The following is a 16104-nucleotide window of genomic DNA, read 5'->3' as shown; positions in this document are numbered from 1 at the left end:
GCTGCTTACACGCCAACATCCGCGCAGTATTTTAAGGATCGGGGGCAGTGGCACACCAGCGATCCGTTGCCGGGGGATGTGGTGTTTTTCAAAAACTCCAGCCGAATCAACCATACCGGTATCGTGGTAGAAGTGACAAAAGATCGGGTACATACTATAGAGGGGAACACCTCTAGCGGCGCTGATGTAGTTCCGAATGGAGGAGGCGTATGGCTCAAGAGTTACGCCCTATATAATAGTAAGATCGCCGGATACGGGCGGCCCGCGTACGTTACACAATCTAATCAGGACTATGTCGGCGAATTATACCGGGAATTGCTTGGCAGGGAGCCTGACGCTGCTGGAGCTGCTGGGTGGGTGTCGGCTCTACAGGGCGGAGCCAGCCGGGAGAGCGTAAGGCAGGCATTTTATGGATCTGAAGAATACAAAAGATTACATAATGATCCGGGAGAACCGGCAGAAGGTGAGGTGGAGATGATGAAGGATCTTACAAGGGGAGATAAAGGTTACGGCGAGATCGCCACGCTGCAGAGGTGCTTAAAGAGTCTGGGGTATTATGACGGTAAGATTGATCACAGCTTCGGCGTCGGCACGGAGGCAGCCGTAAAAGCCTTCCAGGCGGCCAAAGGGATTGATGTCAATTATCCCGGTACAGTCGGCCCGAAGACCTGGACTGTGCTATTGACACAATGCTGATAAGAGAGCCCCTGGGAGGTTAATCCTGGGGGCTTGTTTTACTTCTGGCTAGATATCTTTGAGCCTCGGCTTCATTGTCAAAATGAGCGCTTTCATAAACAATGAATGCCGGCATATAGAAACCAGGTTTGAATCCGGCTTCGATGCCAGATTGAACTGGCCCGCCGTACTCTGCAACGAAACCACCATGATCGCTTTCTCTTATTCTCCATTCAAACATGTTATTTCCTTTCTGCCTTCGTAACCTCCGGGGCGGAATATGATTATTTGTCTTGTTCTGCGAACTGTGTGTCAACTCTAGCTTTTAACCTTTTCCACATTTCCAGCGACGATTCAGCAGTTTTCCTTCTATCTTCTGTTGTTTCCTGGTTTGATATTTCTCTGTGAAAATCAACGATGATTGCCGTTAATGCTCTTTTTATATCGCACATGTCGTGTCTGCTTAATTCGAGCGTCATCATTTCATTGTTTGCCATAGTTCTGTACCTCCGTTCTTTTGATGATTTAATTATATCACTAAAATTAGTGAAAGTCGATAGGGAAATCACTTTTTTTAGGGAAAGTTATTGCATTGCTTTATGGATTGTGATATAGTAAAATCATGAAAGTAGGAGGATAAGGAATGATAGAATATAAAATAGACATAATTAAGGCATTAAATGATGCGGGAATCAATACAACCAGAGCACGAGAAACAGGCGTTTTTGCGCAGGTTACAATGAAAAAATTTAAAGACGGTGATACAAGTATATCTCTAGATAATTTGAATCGTTTGTGTTGTATTTTAGAAATGCAACCGAGAGACATTATAAAATATGTTGAGACACAAGAAGATAGAGAGAAAATAATATCTAAAATAAGTGAAAAACAACTTGACAATCACTAAAATAAGTGATACAATAAAGACAGTTGGAAAGGCAAGATCCAACGAGTCACCGGGCAAGCGGAGGGAGGAGGAGGAATGGAAGAAATCATGACAGACAAACAGTTCAAAACAATCCTTGAGATGTTCGGAATGATCCTTGATGGATGTGAGGATCTGGAAGAGGCAAAAGAAAAAGTCAAGAGACTCTTAGAAGAGCAAAAAAATAAGTCCGAATAGGACTTGGGAAAAAGACAGAGGAGGGCGGGCTTGCCACCGCTCCCCCATCTGGTATCAGAATAGCATAGAATAAGTAGATTTTCAAGTGTCCTCGGCGCCGGCCGAGGATTTTTATTTGTTGTGAAGTCTTACAAAATCCTGTTAAAACGAATATTTCAGACACTTCCGTTAGTGACAAGCTAGTAACAAAACCACGTAAAATCGTGGGTTCTGGGACATAATTGTTAAAGAACCGCTAAAAAAGGGGATGTCCTCTTGTTTTCCGGTAAAGCCGATGGTAAGATGATCCTGCAAATAGTTTTTTCTCCTAAGGCGCAGGACCCTCCCATTCCCCTGCGCCTTTGCTCTGTCCAAAAATAAAAAGCAGCCGGTTCCGGCCGCTTCCTTCCGTGTAAAAATTTTTTTACGGGGAATACTTGACATATGTCAGAATCTGAGCTACACTGTATTTGACATAAGTCAGAAATGGAGGTGCCTGTATGCCGAGACCGCGGAAATGCCGCCGGGTGTGCTCCCTTCCCAATATCGAAGGAGTCGCTCCGATTGGGGAGACCCAAACAGCGGACGACATTGTCATGAGCGTGGAGGAATATGAAGTCATCCGCCTGATTGACTGGAAAGGGCTGACGCAGGAAGAATGCGCGGCGCAGATGGAGATTGCGCGCACGACGGTCACCGGGATCTATATGACGGCCCGGAGAAAGCTGGCGGACGTTCTGGTCAACGGAAAACGTCTGCGGATCGACGGCGGCGACTTTGCCCTGTGCGAACATCGGACAGCAATGTGCGGAACCGGCCGGGCATGCCCTTGTTGTAAAAAAAGAAAAAGCGAGGACCTGGAAAATGAGTGAGAATTGCAGCCATAACTGTAAAACATGCGGAACCGACTGCTCCGAGCGCAAGGAACCCCAGAGTTTCCTGGAAAAGCCTCATGAGATGTCCCATATCCGGCACGTGATCGCTGTGGTCAGCGGTAAAGGTGGAGTCGGAAAATCCCTGGTGACGTCGATGATGGCAGTGCTGATGCAGCGGAAGGGATACCACACGGCGATTCTGGATGCGGATGTCACCGGACCGTCGATTCCGAAGGCGTTCGGCATCCACGAGAGGGCCATGGCAAGCCCGGCTGGAATGCTGCCGGTGCCGGCGAAGACCGGGATCGATGTGATGTCCTTGAATCTGCTCTTAGACAGCGACACGGATCCGGTGGTTTGGCGCGGCCCAATGATTGCGGGAGCGGTCAAACAGTTCTGGACCGATGTGATCTGGACCGATGTGGATTATATGTTTGTGGATATGCCTCCAGGAACCGGAGATGTGCCTTTGACGGTATTTCAGTCGATCCCGGTCGACGGGATTCTGGTGGTGGCGTCGCCCCAGGAACTGGTTTCCATGATCGTGGAGAAAGCGGTCAAAATGGCGGAGATGATGAAAGTGCCGGTGCTTGGACTGGTGGAAAACATGTCTTATTTCCAATGTCCTTCCTGCGGGGAGAAGCATTATATTTTCGGTGAGAGCCATATCGAAGAGATTGCCGCGCGCTATGGGATCAGCCATGTGGCAAAGCTGCCCATGGAGCCGAAGATTGCCGCGCTCTGCGACGAAGGCCGGATCGAAGAAATCGATGGAGAATGGCTGGATCATATGGCCGGCCACTTAGAATATTTGGATCAAAATCAGAAGGAGGAACAGTGATGAAGATTGCGGTAACTTATGAAAATGGTCAGGTATTTCAGCATTTTGGCCATACGGAGGCGTTTAAAGTTTATGAAGTAGAGGATGGAAAGGTGATTTCCTCCGAGGTAATTGGAACCGAGGGCCACGGCCACGGCGCTCTGGCCGGATTTTTGGCGGGAAAAGGCGTAAAGACGCTGATCTGCGGCGGCCTGGGCGGCGGCGCGCGGGTGGCACTGGCTGAGGCGGGAATTGAGCTTTATCCCGGTGTCAGCGGCAGTGCGGACGCAGCGGTGGACGCTCTGTTGAAAGGCGGCCTGAATTTTGACCCGGATACCACCTGCCAGCACCATAGCCATGAGCATGGAGAAGCCTGCGGAGACCATGGCTGCCATCATTGACACGAAAAACGATTGACAGGAAAACGGCGGTAGCCTAGTTTAACGCAAAAAAGAAAGGGCTGTGGCACGAGGAAAGGAATCGTTTCTGTCTGTTTGACAGCAGCGTCCCCCTTCTGTGCGCAGCTCTTTTTGCGCATTCTCACACTATGTACGGTTTTTCTTTTTCTTGGCCTTGATTTTGGCTTATGCTGTGTGGGCTGCCGTTTTCATTTTACCACGCGAAAAAAAGAACCGGATCCGAATTCCTTGTTCCAACCGGATTCCGTCCGATTCTTTATTACATGGAATTACTTTCACTTGATTTGGATGTGCTGGGAAATTCTTCCAGCTGCCAGAGAAAAGAAAGGATTAAACCTCGCGGAAAATCGTTTGACCGCTAGGAATCTTCTTACGAGGTGAGCGTCTCTTCTTCCTTTTCTTTCCGGAAGGAACGGAAGCTGGCAAGCACTTCTTTCAGAATATTTGTGCAAAGCCGCCTCTCCTCCGGAGAGCAGGTGGCGATCAGGCGGGAAAGCTCGTCCTCCATATCGTAGGATACGGTTTCCCTTGCCTGATCGGCAGAGGCACCATAGTAGAGATAGTCGTAAGTGATATGAAAAAATTCACAAATCCGCTCTGCTAAAGCACGTGAAAATGTTCGGCCACGTTCGATTTGACCGAGATAGTTCGTAGAAATTCCCAAGTGCTCGCTAAGCTGCTCCTGCGTGAAATTCCATTTGTTGCGCTCGTCGCGGATGCGCTGTCCCACGAGAAATGGTGGATCCGCGGTAAAATGCGTCTTTTCCATAGAAACTCCTTTTTGCACCGAATTATCAGCAGTTTATGCTATCTTACCCCGTTTTCCAATAAAAGATAACAAACGAAGGAAGATTGATTCATCGTGACAAAAAGTGTAGGATAGACGCGGTTAAACTTCCCGGTAGAGTTCGATTAGCGCTTGGGTGCCTTCATCCTCTTTTCCGAGCGCTTCCATTTTCTGATACAGGGAAAGGACGGCTTCCAGCATTTCCAGGTGAAGATCCCGTTTTTCGCTCTCCTCCTCAATGATTTTCATATCTTTAATAAAGTGCTTAATGTAGAAACCCGGCGCAAAGTCGTCTTGAAGAGCGCGGGGAGCCATGTTGGCGATTTGCCAGCTTCCCGCGGCGCCACCACCGATGGCGTCCAGCATTTTCTGTGGATTCAGGCCTGTTTTTTCCGCGTAGGCAATGGCTTCCGTGTAGGCTGCCGTGGCTCCGGCGACGGCGATCTGATTGGCAGCTTTTGTGTGCTGCCCGAAACCGGCCGGCCCCATATAAGAGATCGTTTTTCCCATACAGGAAAGCAGGGGAAGAACCGTGTCAAAATCCTCTGGATCGCCTCCGACCATGATCGATAAGGTGCCGGCTTCGGCGCCCCGGTCCCCGCCGGACACCGGAGCATCCAGGACATGAATCCCTCTTTCTTTGCCTGCGATGTAAAGCTTTTCCGCCAGGGAGGGGAGAGAAGTCGTCATATCTACTGCAATCGCTCCGGGTTTTGCACAGGCAAATATACCGGCGGGGGATAAAAATACTTTTTCTACGTCCTTCGGATAGCCAACCATCACAAAAATGAAATCCGCGTTTTCCACAGCCTCGCGGATCGTGGAACAGGGGGTAAATCCATAAATTTTTGCGAGTTCTTCGACTCGCTTTGGGCGGCGGCTGTAAGCTTTGACCGGATACCCGGCTTTTACCAGGTGGCCTGCCTGACGGCTTCCCATCACGCCTGTGCCAATCCATGCTATCTGTTTCATCGGCAATTCTCCTTTTTCTTTTAGTCTAGCATAAATGAGGGGGCTTTTGAAGAAAATGGGAAATTCTTCTTTTAATTTTCACATTTTGGGCGTAAAATATAAAACAGGGTTCAAGACGGCCTGGGACTTAGCTACGAGGAGTTAGAGAATTGGACAAGAAAAATCGCAGTTTTCAAAATGGTTTACTGATTGGAGTCAGCGCGACGGTGGTTGTGATGTCTCTGGTTATTCTGGCCGGAACTTTTTTCCTGATTCCGAGACTTTCAGGAAGTGGGAGCACGGAAAGCAGGAAAGAGACGTCTTCCAGTCAGGCAGACGTGTCGGAGCTGGAGGAGAAGATCCAGGAGATTGATACGTATATCAACGACTACTATATCTTCGATGTAGATAAAGAGAAGATGACGGATGCGCTTCTGGCCGGTTATCTGCAGGGATTGGGAGATCCCTACTCGGTTTATTACACCGAGCAGGAACTCAACGATGTGCTGGAGTCCGCCAACGGTACGTATTACGGAATCGGCATTCTGGCCGGACAGATGCAGGACGGTACGATCAAAGTGGTCAATGTATTCAGTGATTCTCCGGCTCAGGAAGCGGGAATGCAGAAAGATGACTATATTATCGGAGTCAATGACCTGGATACCGCCGGAATGGATTTAAACCAAGTGGTGGCGCTGATTAAAGGCGCGGAGGGAAGCGATGTGACGGTAAAGGTCTACCGGGAAAGCACAGGGGAAACGCTGTCCCTTCCCATGGAGAGGCGCGAGGTGGCTGTGGACACGGTGGAGTACCGGATGCTGGAGGATGGAACCGGTTATATTCACCTGCTCCAGTTTGACGATGTTTCCTTGGATCAGATGAAGCGTGCGCTGACGGATTTGCAAAGTCAGGGCATGCAGGGGCTGATTCTCGATCTGCGGGATAATCCGGGCGGACTTTTGACCAGCGTTGTGGATATCGCCGATTTGTTCCTGCCGGAGTGCAATATCTTTTATATGGAGGATAAGTCGGGAAACCGGGTGGATTACGATGCGAAGACAAATCAATTCTATATGGGACCCATGACCGTGCTGGTGAATGAAGATTCCGCCAGCGCCGCGGAGGTGCTCTCCGGAACTTTGAAAGATCACGGGAGGGCGAAGCTGGTGGGAACCACGACCTTTGGCAAAGGGATCGTGCAGACGTTCTATGAACTGAGCGACGGATCCGGCCTCAAGCTGACCACGGCCCATTATTTTACGCCGAACGGAACTGATATCCACGGAACCGGGATCGAACCGAATGTGAAAGTGGAGTGGCCGGAGGATGTGGAGAACGACGTGCAGCTGGAGAAGGCTTTGGAAGTCCTGAAACAGGATATGGGCCGGACGGCGGAGTAGAGCGCGCAGCCCGGCGTCCGGAAAGAGGAACCGATAGACGGGAGTTTTCGGTACGTCAAAGGGGCTGTGGAAGATTGGAAATGAATTACCAATTTTCCACAGCCCCTTTTATGATTTGGGGAGCCTCGTTCATTCTCCGAAAAAGCACGGCATGATTTACCGGGATACGTCCCCCTAGAAAACGGCGGTTTTTACTTTTGGAGCAGATCGCGGATTTCCGTCAGAAGTTTGATATCCTCCGGGATCGGAGCAGGTTCTTCGGGTTCTTCTTTCTGGGCTTCCTTCTTCGCGGTAAAGCGGTTAAAGGCTTTCAGGATCAGGAACAAGGTGAAAGCCGTGATTAAAAAAGTAATAATCGCCTGGATAAAATTCCCGTACATAATGGAGGCGTCGCCAACCGTGAGAGACAGGGCGGTAAAGTCCACCTGTCCTAAAATCAAGCCCAAGAGGGGCGTAATAATATCCTGGTTCAGTGACGTGACGATGGCGGTGAAAGCGGAACCGATGATGATGCCGACGGCCATGCTCATCACATTACCCTTGGAGATAAATTCTTTGAATTCCTTCATAAAGCTTTTCATTTGTGAGATCCTCCGCTTTTGTGATTGGTAATTTCCATTATAATAGGAAAAAAGCGGCTTGTAAAGGGAATTCAAATATGGTATGCTCGTAAACGGAATTTTTGCTTTTCGAGTACGAAAAGATTACGGCGCGGGCGGGCGTATCCGCCGCTGTGCAGGTTAAGGAGATCATATGTCAGGTTCTACATTGGGAAGAATTTTTACCGTGACCACCTGGGGGGAATCCCATGGCAAGGCCATCGGTGTGGTGATTGACGGGTGCCCGGCCGGGGTGCCTTTGGAGGAAGAAGATATTCAGAAACTGCTGGACCGTAGAAAGCCGGGGCAAAACCGGTTTACCACGGCCAGAAAAGAAGGGGATCTGGTGGAAATTTTGTCCGGGACCTTTGAGGGAAAAACGACGGGCACGCCGATTTCCCTGATCGTGCGCAACCAGGACCAGCGGTCCAGGGATTATTCTGCGATCTCGGAGATTTACCGTCCGGGGCATGCGGATTATACGTTTGATGCAAAGTACGGATTTCGGGACTACCGCGGCGGCGGCCGGTCTTCCGGGCGGGAGACCATCGGACGCGTGGCGGCGGGCGCGATTGCAGAGAAAATTTTAGGCAAACTCGGTATCGAGGTTAGGGCTTATGCGAAAAAGATCGGCCCTTACGACGCTTCCGAGAAGGAAGCGGTGGAAGCTTATCTGAACGAAAAAATGTCGAAGATGGATTCGGTTGGCGGGATTGTGGAGTGCCGCGTGACCGGCATGCCGGCAGGGATCGGCGATCCGGTCTTTGACAAACTGGATGCAAATCTGGCGAAGGCGGTCATGAGTATCGGCGCGGTAAAGGGCGTGGAGATCGGCGATGGTTTTGGAGCGGCTCTTGCCCTGGGATCGGAGAACAACGATCCGTTCCGTGTCGATGGGAATGGAAAAATCAGAAAGAAGACCAATCATTCCGGCGGGATCCTCGGCGGAATCAGCGATGGCTCGGAGATCGTGCTGCGGGCGGCGTTTAAGCCCACGGCCTCGATCGCTCAAGTGCAGGAGAGCGTGAACCGAAGCGGGGAGAACGTGGAGATTCAGGTTAAGGGCCGCCACGATCCGGTTATTGTAAACCGGGCGGTTGTTGTGGTGGAATCCATGGTCGCGCTGACCGTGCTGGACGGCCTTCTTGCCAACATGAGCGCTACCATGGATGGAATTGAGAACTTTTACCGTTGACACCAACGGGCAGGAGGGACTAAAATGGTTCTATCACTGGATAGAACAGTTGATTTGGGAGCAGCAGGATATGGATTCGGCGCGATGCCGATTCCGGAATACATGATTTCCACAAGGAGGAAATGAACATGGATTGGGATCAAATTGGACAAAAAATTACTGGCTTTGGTAAGGATGTAAGTGATAAAGTCAAGGAGACCGCAGAGATGGTCCGGCTGCGCCAGCGTATTTGCGCGGAGGAAGATAAATTGGCGGATGCTTACCGCTCCATCGGCAAGCTTTATTATGAGAAGCACGAAGGGGAGATCGATGAGGATTACATGCCGCACTTTGAGCATGTGGGCGAGGCCAAGGCGGCAATCGAGGAATTCCAGGGCCAGCTCAATGAATTGAAGAAGACAAAGATTTGTCCGGAATGCGGCGCTGCTGTGGATGAGAATGCTTCTTTTTGCAGCAAATGCGGCCATAAGATGAATTGACGGAGGAATGAACGTGGATAGAGAGATGGTAGTCGTCCTGGACTTTGGCGGTCAGTACAATCAGCTGATTGCCCGCCGGGTCCGGGAGTGTAACGTGTACTGCGAAGTGCATCCCTATACGATGAGCGTTGCGGAGCTGAAAAAGCTGAATCCGAAAGGAATCATTTTCACCGGCGGTCCCAACAGCGTTTACGCAGAGGATGCGCCCCGCTGCAGCCGGGATCTGCTGGAACTGGGAATTCCGGTTCTGGGCATCTGCTATGGTTCCCAGCTGATGGCGTATCTGATGGGAGCGCAGGTGGAGACCGCGCCGGTCAGTGAGTACGGCAGGACCGAGGTGTTGGTGGATACCGCATCTGTTTTATTCGAAAATGTGGCGTCCACGACGGTCTGCTGGATGAGCCATACCGATTACATTGCGGAGGCACCGGAAGGTTTTGAGGTGACTGCGACGACGCCGGTCTGTCCGGTGGCGGCCATGGAATGTCCGGAGAAGAGTCTCTATGCGGTTCAGTTTCATCCGGAGGTTCTGCACACGCTGGAAGGAAAGAAAATGCTGGCCAACTTTGTGTTTCAGGTCTGCGGCTGTAAGGGCGACTGGAAGATGGATTCCTTCGTGGAACACACGATCCAGGCCATGCGGGAGAAGATCGGAAGCGGAAAAGTGCTTTGCGCCCTTTCCGGCGGCGTGGACTCTTCGGTGGCTGCGGTTCTGCTCTCCAAAGCGATCGGCAAGCAACTGACCTGCGTGTTTGTGGATCACGGCCTGCTGCGGAAAAATGAAGGCGACGAGGTGGAAGCGGTATTCGGACCCGACGGCCCCTATGAGCTGAATTTCGTCCGGGTCAACGCCCAGGAGCGGTATTACGAGAAGCTGAGAGGCGTGACGGAGCCGGAGCAGAAGCGGAAGATCATCGGAGAAGAATTTATCCGCGTTTTTGAGGAAGAAGCAAAGAAGATCGGCGCTGTGGACTTTTTGGTGCAGGGCACCATCTATCCGGATGTGATTGAGAGCGGCCTGGGAAAGTCCGCCGTGATCAAGTCCCACCACAATGTGGGAGGACTTCCGAGCGTTGTGGATTTTAAAGAGATTGTGGAGCCGCTGCGGATGCTGTTTAAGGATGAGGTTAGAAAAGCCGGGCTGGAACTGGGAATCCCGGAATACCTGGTCTATCGCCAGCCTTTTCCGGGGCCGGGGCTTGGCATCCGAATTATCGGAGAAGTGACCGCGGAAAAGGTGAAGATCGTCCAGGAGGCGGATGCAATTTACCGCGAGGAGATTGTGAAGGCTGGGGCGGATCGGAACCTGGGACAGTACTTTGCGGCGCTGACCAATATGCGTTCGGTGGGAGTCATGGGGGACGAGAGGACGTATGACTATGCGGTCGCCTTGAGAGCGGTCAGCACCTCGGACTTTATGACTGCGGAGACGGCCCAGATTCCCTGGGACGTGCTGATGAAGGTGACCCACCGGATTGTGAATGAGGTGAAGGGCGTGAACCGGGTGTTTTATGACTGCACGGGGAAACCGCCGGCTACGATTGAGTTTGAATAAGTTGAGAGGTCGAAGAAATCCAGTATTTATGCGGGTTTGTGGACTTTCAAGAGGTCTTTTGATAACAATTTGATAACAGTTGTGTAAGAGCCGTTATTCTTGTAATCCAGTGGTTTTAGGGTTACAGAATGATTGACAGGCGGCTGTACAACAAAAAATCCATATTATAAACAAAGCCCTTAGCTGTGGGTAGTAACTCATAGCTAAGGGCTTTTTGTCGTTCTTTATTTATCGGGTTTGAGTTGCTCTTTGAATGCTTCGGCTAATGTGTCGCTTAATTCTTTTGAGGGAACTTTCGCCCAGATTTGTGTGGTATCGAATTTCGGATAGTGATAACGCCAGTTGTCGTATTCTTCCCTGCTGATTTCCTCGGAAGATAGCTTGTCTGCCTGTTCTTTCCAAGCACAGAGCATTTTTGATAACTCGGCAGCGTCCTTACCTTTGTCCTTGTTGACTTTCAGACAGACTTCTCCGTCTGCTTCGCTGACGGTAAGACCGTAAATATCTTCAAGGGTAAATAAGGTATGCATAAGACCGATGTAGCTGTCAATGTCGGGAACATCAAGAGCTTGCGGGGAAACCTCAAGCACCTGTGCCAATGCAGCCGTTAAGTCTGCTTTTGGTTTACGGGAGCCAGTTTCGTATTGTGCCAGACGCACATCTGCGCTCCGTTCGGGAAAGCCGACAGCCGTACCAAGATATTTTTGCGTCATACCACGCAAGAGTCTGAAAAAATGTATTCTTTCGCCAATAGCCATAGTGTTTACACTCCTTGCTTATGTACTGCAATCAGTATAGCAGATATGTTTAGGAATTGTCAAGAGGGAATGAAACAAAAAAGTTTAATATTTTCTCGAAAGCCTCTTGACAAAAGCATATCTGCTTAGTATAATAGAAAACACTAAGCGAATATGCTTAATAAAAACTAGATGACCGTCCGAGTAGGATACTTCGCCAAGACCTTTTGATTTATTCAAGAGTGAACGAGATAACGCCGCTGAAATGGGGGCAGGAACGATATTCGGAGAGAACGGCAACTTAAAAATCTTATGAAAGGACTGACGATATGGAAAACAAATTTATTCGTGCCGATGATGTGGCACAGGAACTAAGCGTATCAAAGCCCTATGCCTATAAGCTCATCAGAAAACTGAACGAAGAGTTGAAAGAACAGGGCTTTATTACGATTGCGGGTCGTGTAAACCGCCAGTATTTTTATGAAAGGCTCTACGGAGCAGGAAAGGAGAGTAAATAATGCCAGTATTCAAAAATGAGGACAACGGCACTTGGTATGTGATGGCGAGATATATGAACTGGAAAGGCGAACGCAAGCAGAAATGTAAGCGGGGTTTCGCCACAAAGAAAGAAGCGCAGGAATGGGAGCGAATGTTTCAGCTACAAAATTCGTCTGACCTTGATATGAGCTTTGAAGCCTTTACGGAACTGTATATCAACGATGTAAAAAACCGCCTGAAAGAAAACACTTGGCTGACAAAGGAGCATATCATTCGCACGAAGATACTGCCCTATTTCGGCAAGTTGAAAATAAGCGAGATTTCCACAAAGGAGATTATCACTTGGCAGAATGAAATGCTTGCCTACCGTGACGAGAAGAAAAAACCGTATTCACAAACCTATCTGAAAACGCTGCACAATCAGTTGTCGGCTATCTTCAATCACGCTGTACGCTATTATGAATTGCGTTCCAATCCTGCCGCAAAGGTGGGAAATATGGGAAGTGAGGAACACAAGGAAATGCTGTTTTGGACAAAGGAAGAATACAAGAAATTTTCCTATGAAATGATGGACAAACCTGTTTCCTTTTATGCCTTTGAAATGCTCTACTGGTGCGGCATTCGTGAGGGCGAATTATTAGCCTTAACCGCCGCTGATTTCAATTTTGATAAGGAAACGGTCACGATTAACAAATCCTATCAGCGTTTACACGGCGAAGATGTGATTACCACACCGAAAACAAAGAAAAGCAATCGCACAATTAAAATGCCGCATTTTCTCTGTGAGGAAATGCAGGAATATCTCGGTATGCTCTATGGTTTGAAAAAGAAAGACCGTATCTTTACGGTAACAAAAAGCTATCTTCATCACGAGATGGACAGAGGGGCGAAAGCCGCAGGCGTAAAGCGTATAAGAATTCACGATTTGCGGCACAGCCATATAAGTTTGCTGATTGATATGGGATTTTCGGCGGTAGCGATTGCTGACCGTGTAGGACACGAAAGCATTGACATCACTTATCAGTATGCACACCTGTTTCCGTCCAAACAGACGGAAATGGCAGATAGATTAGATGATTTGGGGAAAGGAGATTTTGAAAATGTCGGCTAAAAACAGAGATAACAAAAACCGTTGGAGGAATATCACGGTAGGGTTTCGGGTATCGCCCGAAGAAAACGTACTCATTAACAAGGCGGTTGCCTTATCGGGCTTGCCGAAACAGGAATACTGTTACCGCCGCTGTCTGAATCAGGATGTGGTGGTGCAGGGCAATCCGAGAGTATTTAAGGCACTTCACAAGGAACTTGCCGCCGTTCTTACAGAATTGCAAAGGATTGAAGCGGGCGAAAAAATCAATGACGAGCTGTTGAATGTGATTGAACTGATAACAGTTATCCTCGGCGGTCTGAAAGGAGAAGATGGGAATGGAGAATAAAAAAGAAATGACTACTCCAAATGTATCTGCGGCAACAGATACGGAGCAGCCGTTTCCTAAATGTACTGACCATAGTATAGCCGACTGCGATGAAAATATCAAGAGTTTTGAAGAAATGCAGAGGGAAATGCTGCGGCAGTTATCCCCCTCGTATCTCAAAACGGTATCAATGGCGGCTTTGTATGATACCGTATTTGATATACAGACGCCGCTGATTGACGGTCTGCTCCAAAGGGGAACTTACCTTTTTGTAGGCTCCCCTAAGGTAGGGAAAAGTTTTATGATGGCGCAGCTTGCTTACCATATCAGCACAGGAACGCCGCTGTGGGATTATAAGGTGCGAAAAGCAACGGTGCTTTACTTTGCTCTTGAAGATGATTACCCACGCTTGCAGAAACGATTGTTTCAGATGTTCGGTGCAGAAGAAACAGGCAATCTATATTTTGCAACGGAGTGTAAAACGGTTAATGGTGGTTTGGAAGAACAAATCAGAGGATTTATGCAGGAACACTCCGACACGGGTTTAATAATCATAGACACCTTAAAGCGTGTCCGTGAAGCTGGCGGGGCAGATTACAGCTACGCAAGCGACTATGACATTGTGGCAAGGCTCAAAGCGTTGGCAGACAGTTATAAAGTTACAATGCTCATCGTTCATCACACCCGAAAGCAGAAAGCGGAAGATATTTTTGATATGATTTCGGGAACAAACGGATTGATGGGTGCGGCAGATGGAGCATTTGTTCTCAGCAAGGAAAAGAGAACTTCTAATAATGCCACGCTTGATGTGGCAGGCAGGGATCAGCAGGATATGAAAATTCATCTTGTGAGAGATAGCAAGCGTTTGGTGTGGAACTTTGAAAAATCGGAAACGGAGCTGTGGAAAGAGCCGCCTGAGCCTTTGCTTGAAAAAATTGCAGCTATTCTTTTTTCGGAAAGTAACAGATGGGAGGGAACAGCTTCAGAACTTTGCGAAAGGCTCGGCGTGGATATAAAACCGAATGTGCTTTCACTTAGGCTTAGTATCAACGCAAGCAGGCTGTTTCGTGATTATGGTATTCGCTATCAGAACAGCCGCACGCACGATGGCAGAAAGGTTTCACTTTGGAAAGAAACCGATGGGGTGGCGTGACAAACGGTGTCAAAGGTGACAATGTTTTGAGAGTGGTACTGGTATCTCAAACATTGTCACCATCGTCACACATTGACACCGATTAAAGTTTGGCGGAGAGTGCAGAGAGCGCCTTTTCAAAGGCGGCTCTTTGCCCCTCGGAGAGCGCAAAACCTGCTTGCAGGTTGCATTTTTGTTGGCGGAGCTGACAAAAGTGCTTTTGCGTTACTTTCGCAGAAAGTAACAAAGGCTTGCGCCTAACGGCGCAGAAAGGAGAGGAAACGATTCATGCAAAGAACGATAAGCGCAATGGTCGGGAAAGGCTCGGTCAATCACAACAGCCGTAAATTCAAAGCGGAGAATGTTGACGCTGACCGTTCCCACCTCAACATAGATTACTGTAATGAGAGTATTAAAAAAGTCTATCACGAATTGTTCGATGAAGCACTCGAAAGATACAACGCTAAACAGACAAGAACAGACCGAAAGATAGCAAACTATTATGAAAAAATCCGCAGTTCCAAGCAGGAAAAACCATTCCACGAATTGATTTTGCAGATTGGCGATAAGGAAAATATGAGTGCAGAAAGTGAGAACGGACAGCTTGCAAGGCAGGTCTTAGATGAGTATTATCGTGGTTTTCAAGAGAGAAATCCGCAGCTTAGAGTATTCTCGGCTCATCTGCATTTAGACGAAGCAACGCCCCACCTCCACATTGATTTTGTGCCGTTTACAACAGGCAGCAAGCGTGGACTTGATACGAGAGTATCACTCAAACAAGCGTTAGCCGCACAGGGATTTAAGGGCGGCTCTCGTGGCGATACGGAATGGTCGCAATGGGTACTTTCCGAAAAAGAACGGCTTGCCGCCGTTATGGAACGGTACGGAATTGAGTGGGAGCAGAAAGGCACACACGAAAAACATCTCTCTGTTTTGGACTATAAAAAGCAGGAGCGGGCAGAAGAAATTGAACAACTGGAAAGCAAAATCATAGACAAGCAGACAGAGTTTGAAACGCTTTCAAAGCGTATTCAAAATTTTGATAAGGGTACGTATTCACTTTCGCAAATGCAGAGCGCACTGGAGAATGCTCCCGAATATCAGTTACCCGAACCACAAGGTTTTATGACTGCCAAAAGTTATAAGAGCAAAGTGGTCGAGCCGCTAATTAAGCGGCTGAAATCTCTTATTAAAACGCTTATGGTGCGGTGCTTTCAAGCGATTGATGATTACCAAAGGCTCAATCAGACAAACGCCAGTCTGTACCGTAGCAATGAAAAACTTAAAAATCACAATAAACAGTTGACCTCCGATAATAACCGATTGAGGGAAGAAATTAAGGACTATACGTTGCTGCGAAAGGTGTTCGGTAGTAAGCAGATTGACAGCCTGTTAGAACAGGCAAGGCAGTCTAAACAGCGTGGCACACGCTTTAGAAATAATCAATACGAAAGGTAGGAACAGA

Annotated in this window: 21 protein-coding genes; 15 read left to right on the top strand and 6 right to left on the bottom strand. The window is 48.7% G+C overall.

What is annotated here, in order from left to right:
• Positions 1-696: peptidoglycan-binding protein (locus tag MUB23_RS18880; protein ID WP_244802306.1), on the top strand; the 696-nt coding region annotated here is incomplete at its 5' end.
• A gap of 19 nt (positions 697-715) precedes the next feature.
• On the opposite strand, the gene MUB23_RS18875 is transcribed toward MUB23_RS18880, so the two are convergent.
• Positions 716-916, bottom strand: a complete 201-nt coding sequence (locus tag MUB23_RS18875) for a hypothetical protein (protein ID WP_244802305.1) — start codon at positions 914-916, stop codon at positions 716-718.
• 43 nt (positions 917-959) lie between these two features.
• Positions 960-1172 (bottom strand): hypothetical protein, encoded by a 213-nt coding sequence (locus MUB23_RS18870; RefSeq protein ID WP_244802304.1) that lies wholly within the window; start codon positions 1170-1172, stop codon positions 960-962.
• Between the two features lie 146 nt (positions 1173-1318).
• Here MUB23_RS18870 and MUB23_RS18865 point away from each other — a divergent pair, with 146 nt between their 5' ends.
• The 5 genes from MUB23_RS18865 to MUB23_RS18845 all read left to right on the top strand — a co-directional run bounded on the left by MUB23_RS18865 (position 1319) and on the right by MUB23_RS18845 (position 3873).
• Positions 1319-1582 carry a helix-turn-helix domain-containing protein gene (locus MUB23_RS18865; protein ID WP_244802303.1) on the top strand — a complete coding sequence of 88 codons (264 nt, stop codon included), beginning with the start codon at positions 1319-1321 and terminating at the stop codon, positions 1580-1582.
• Positions 1583-1657: 75 nt separating this feature from the next.
• On the top strand, positions 1658-1798 hold the full coding sequence (locus MUB23_RS18860) for a protein phosphatase (protein WP_244802302.1): 141 nt from the start codon (positions 1658-1660) through the stop codon (positions 1796-1798).
• A 479-nt stretch (positions 1799-2277) separates the two neighbouring features.
• Positions 2278-2649 carry a DUF134 domain-containing protein gene (locus tag MUB23_RS18855; protein ID WP_244802301.1) on the top strand — a complete coding sequence of 124 codons (372 nt, stop codon included), beginning with the start codon at positions 2278-2280 and terminating at the stop codon, positions 2647-2649.
• Entirely contained in the window at positions 2642-3493 is an 852-nt protein-coding gene (locus MUB23_RS18850) for an Mrp/NBP35 family ATP-binding protein (RefSeq protein ID WP_244802300.1), read from the top strand. The genes MUB23_RS18855 and MUB23_RS18850 overlap by 8 nt, the downstream gene beginning before the upstream one ends.
• The gene (locus tag MUB23_RS18845) at positions 3493-3873 is read left to right on the top strand and encodes a NifB/NifX family molybdenum-iron cluster-binding protein (protein ID WP_244802299.1); all 381 of its coding nucleotides are present in this window, start codon (positions 3493-3495) and stop codon (positions 3871-3873) included. The genes MUB23_RS18850 and MUB23_RS18845 overlap by 1 nt, the downstream gene beginning before the upstream one ends.
• 388 nt (positions 3874-4261) lie before the next feature.
• Here the strand turns inward: MUB23_RS18845 and MUB23_RS18840 are convergent, their stop codons facing one another.
• Both MUB23_RS18840 and MUB23_RS18835 read right to left on the bottom strand, forming a co-directional pair.
• Positions 4262-4660, bottom strand: a complete 399-nt coding sequence (locus tag MUB23_RS18840) for a helix-turn-helix domain-containing protein (RefSeq protein WP_244802298.1) — start codon at positions 4658-4660, stop codon at positions 4262-4264.
• Between the two features lie 120 nt (positions 4661-4780).
• The gene (locus MUB23_RS18835; RefSeq protein WP_330641945.1) at positions 4781-5656 is read right to left on the bottom strand and encodes an NAD(P)-dependent oxidoreductase; all 876 of its coding nucleotides are present in this window, start codon (positions 5654-5656) and stop codon (positions 4781-4783) included.
• Positions 5657-5799: 143 nt separating this feature from the next.
• Between MUB23_RS18835 and MUB23_RS18830 the strand changes: the two genes are divergently transcribed.
• The gene (locus MUB23_RS18830; RefSeq protein ID WP_244802296.1) at positions 5800-7029 is read left to right on the top strand and encodes a S41 family peptidase; all 1230 of its coding nucleotides are present in this window, start codon (positions 5800-5802) and stop codon (positions 7027-7029) included.
• 191 nt (positions 7030-7220) lie between these two features.
• On the opposite strand, the gene mscL is transcribed toward MUB23_RS18830, so the two are convergent.
• Entirely contained in the window at positions 7221-7610 is a 390-nt protein-coding gene (gene mscL, locus MUB23_RS18825; RefSeq protein WP_244802295.1) for a large conductance mechanosensitive channel protein MscL, read from the bottom strand.
• A gap of 172 nt (positions 7611-7782) precedes the next feature.
• On the opposite strand from mscL, the gene aroC reads away from it, so the two are divergent.
• The 3 genes from aroC (at position 7783) to guaA (ending at position 10857) form a co-directional block, all read left to right on the top strand.
• Positions 7783-8823, top strand: coding sequence for a chorismate synthase (aroC, locus tag MUB23_RS18820; protein WP_244802294.1), 1041 nt, complete (start codon positions 7783-7785; stop codon positions 8821-8823).
• Positions 8824-8951: 128 nt separating this feature from the next.
• The gene (locus tag MUB23_RS18815) at positions 8952-9302 is read left to right on the top strand and encodes a zinc ribbon domain-containing protein (RefSeq protein WP_244802293.1); all 351 of its coding nucleotides are present in this window, start codon (positions 8952-8954) and stop codon (positions 9300-9302) included.
• 13 nt (positions 9303-9315) lie between these two features.
• Positions 9316-10857 carry a glutamine-hydrolyzing GMP synthase gene (gene guaA / locus MUB23_RS18810; RefSeq protein ID WP_244802292.1) on the top strand — a complete coding sequence of 514 codons (1542 nt, stop codon included), beginning with the start codon at positions 9316-9318 and terminating at the stop codon, positions 10855-10857.
• A 224-nt stretch (positions 10858-11081) separates the two neighbouring features.
• Here guaA and MUB23_RS18805 read toward each other — a convergent pair whose 3' ends face one another.
• Positions 11082-11615 carry a helix-turn-helix domain-containing protein gene (locus MUB23_RS18805; RefSeq protein ID WP_006861348.1) on the bottom strand — a complete coding sequence of 178 codons (534 nt, stop codon included), beginning with the start codon at positions 11613-11615 and terminating at the stop codon, positions 11082-11084.
• Between the two features lie 308 nt (positions 11616-11923).
• Here MUB23_RS18805 and MUB23_RS18800 point away from each other — a divergent pair, with 308 nt between their 5' ends.
• The 5 genes from MUB23_RS18800 (at position 11924) to MUB23_RS18780 (ending at position 16097) form a co-directional block, all read left to right on the top strand.
• Entirely contained in the window at positions 11924-12112 is a 189-nt protein-coding gene (locus tag MUB23_RS18800) for a hypothetical protein (RefSeq protein WP_006861347.1), read from the top strand.
• Positions 12112-13203, top strand: coding sequence for a site-specific integrase (locus MUB23_RS18795; RefSeq protein WP_122011789.1), 1092 nt, complete (start codon positions 12112-12114; stop codon positions 13201-13203). Before MUB23_RS18800 ends, MUB23_RS18795 begins: the two co-directional genes overlap by 1 nt.
• Positions 13193-13528, top strand: coding sequence for a plasmid mobilization protein (locus MUB23_RS18790; RefSeq protein ID WP_122011788.1), 336 nt, complete (start codon positions 13193-13195; stop codon positions 13526-13528). Before MUB23_RS18795 ends, MUB23_RS18790 begins: the two co-directional genes overlap by 11 nt.
• The gene (locus tag MUB23_RS18785; RefSeq protein WP_122011787.1) at positions 13518-14660 is read left to right on the top strand and encodes an AAA family ATPase; all 1143 of its coding nucleotides are present in this window, start codon (positions 13518-13520) and stop codon (positions 14658-14660) included. The genes MUB23_RS18790 and MUB23_RS18785 overlap by 11 nt, the downstream gene beginning before the upstream one ends.
• A 267-nt stretch (positions 14661-14927) precedes the next feature.
• A complete protein-coding gene (locus tag MUB23_RS18780) occupies positions 14928-16097 on the top strand; it encodes a plasmid recombination protein (protein WP_244802291.1) in 1170 nt (389 codons plus the stop codon).
• Positions 16098-16104: the final 7 nt, after the last annotated feature.

It is taken from the genome of Cuneatibacter sp. NSJ-177 (assembly GCF_022867805.1).
In the GTDB taxonomy this organism is placed as follows: Bacteria; Bacillota; Clostridia; order Lachnospirales; family Lachnospiraceae; genus Pseudolachnospira.
The sequence above is the reverse complement of the archived record's forward strand: the minus strand, read 5'-3'. Positions and strand labels throughout refer to the sequence as shown.

Coding starts and splice junctions, on each gene's coding strand:
- MUB23_RS18875 (WP_244802305.1), bottom strand. CDS start 916: ATGTTTGAATGGAGAATAAGAGAAAGCGATCATGGTGGTTTCGTTGCA.
- MUB23_RS18870 (WP_244802304.1), bottom strand. CDS start 1,172: ATGGCAAACAATGAAATGATGACGCTCGAATTAAGCAGACACGACATG.
- MUB23_RS18865 (WP_244802303.1), top strand. CDS start 1,319: ATGATAGAATATAAAATAGACATAATTAAGGCATTAAATGATGCGGGA.
- MUB23_RS18860 (WP_244802302.1), top strand. CDS start 1,658: ATGGAAGAAATCATGACAGACAAACAGTTCAAAACAATCCTTGAGATG.
- MUB23_RS18855 (WP_244802301.1), top strand. CDS start 2,278: ATGCCGAGACCGCGGAAATGCCGCCGGGTGTGCTCCCTTCCCAATATC.
- MUB23_RS18850 (WP_244802300.1), top strand. CDS start 2,642: ATGAGTGAGAATTGCAGCCATAACTGTAAAACATGCGGAACCGACTGC.
- MUB23_RS18845 (WP_244802299.1), top strand. CDS start 3,493: ATGAAGATTGCGGTAACTTATGAAAATGGTCAGGTATTTCAGCATTTT.
- MUB23_RS18840 (WP_244802298.1), bottom strand. CDS start 4,660: ATGGAAAAGACGCATTTTACCGCGGATCCACCATTTCTCGTGGGACAG.
- mscL (WP_244802295.1), bottom strand. CDS start 7,610: ATGAAAAGCTTTATGAAGGAATTCAAAGAATTTATCTCCAAGGGTAAT.
- aroC (WP_244802294.1), top strand. CDS start 7,783: ATGTCAGGTTCTACATTGGGAAGAATTTTTACCGTGACCACCTGGGGG.
- MUB23_RS18815 (WP_244802293.1), top strand. CDS start 8,952: ATGGATTGGGATCAAATTGGACAAAAAATTACTGGCTTTGGTAAGGAT.
- MUB23_RS18805 (WP_006861348.1), bottom strand. CDS start 11,615: ATGGCTATTGGCGAAAGAATACATTTTTTCAGACTCTTGCGTGGTATG.
- MUB23_RS18800 (WP_006861347.1), top strand. CDS start 11,924: ATGGAAAACAAATTTATTCGTGCCGATGATGTGGCACAGGAACTAAGC.
- MUB23_RS18795 (WP_122011789.1), top strand. CDS start 12,112: ATGCCAGTATTCAAAAATGAGGACAACGGCACTTGGTATGTGATGGCG.
- MUB23_RS18790 (WP_122011788.1), top strand. CDS start 13,193: ATGTCGGCTAAAAACAGAGATAACAAAAACCGTTGGAGGAATATCACG.
- MUB23_RS18785 (WP_122011787.1), top strand. CDS start 13,518: ATGGAGAATAAAAAAGAAATGACTACTCCAAATGTATCTGCGGCAACA.
- MUB23_RS18780 (WP_244802291.1), top strand. CDS start 14,928: ATGCAAAGAACGATAAGCGCAATGGTCGGGAAAGGCTCGGTCAATCAC.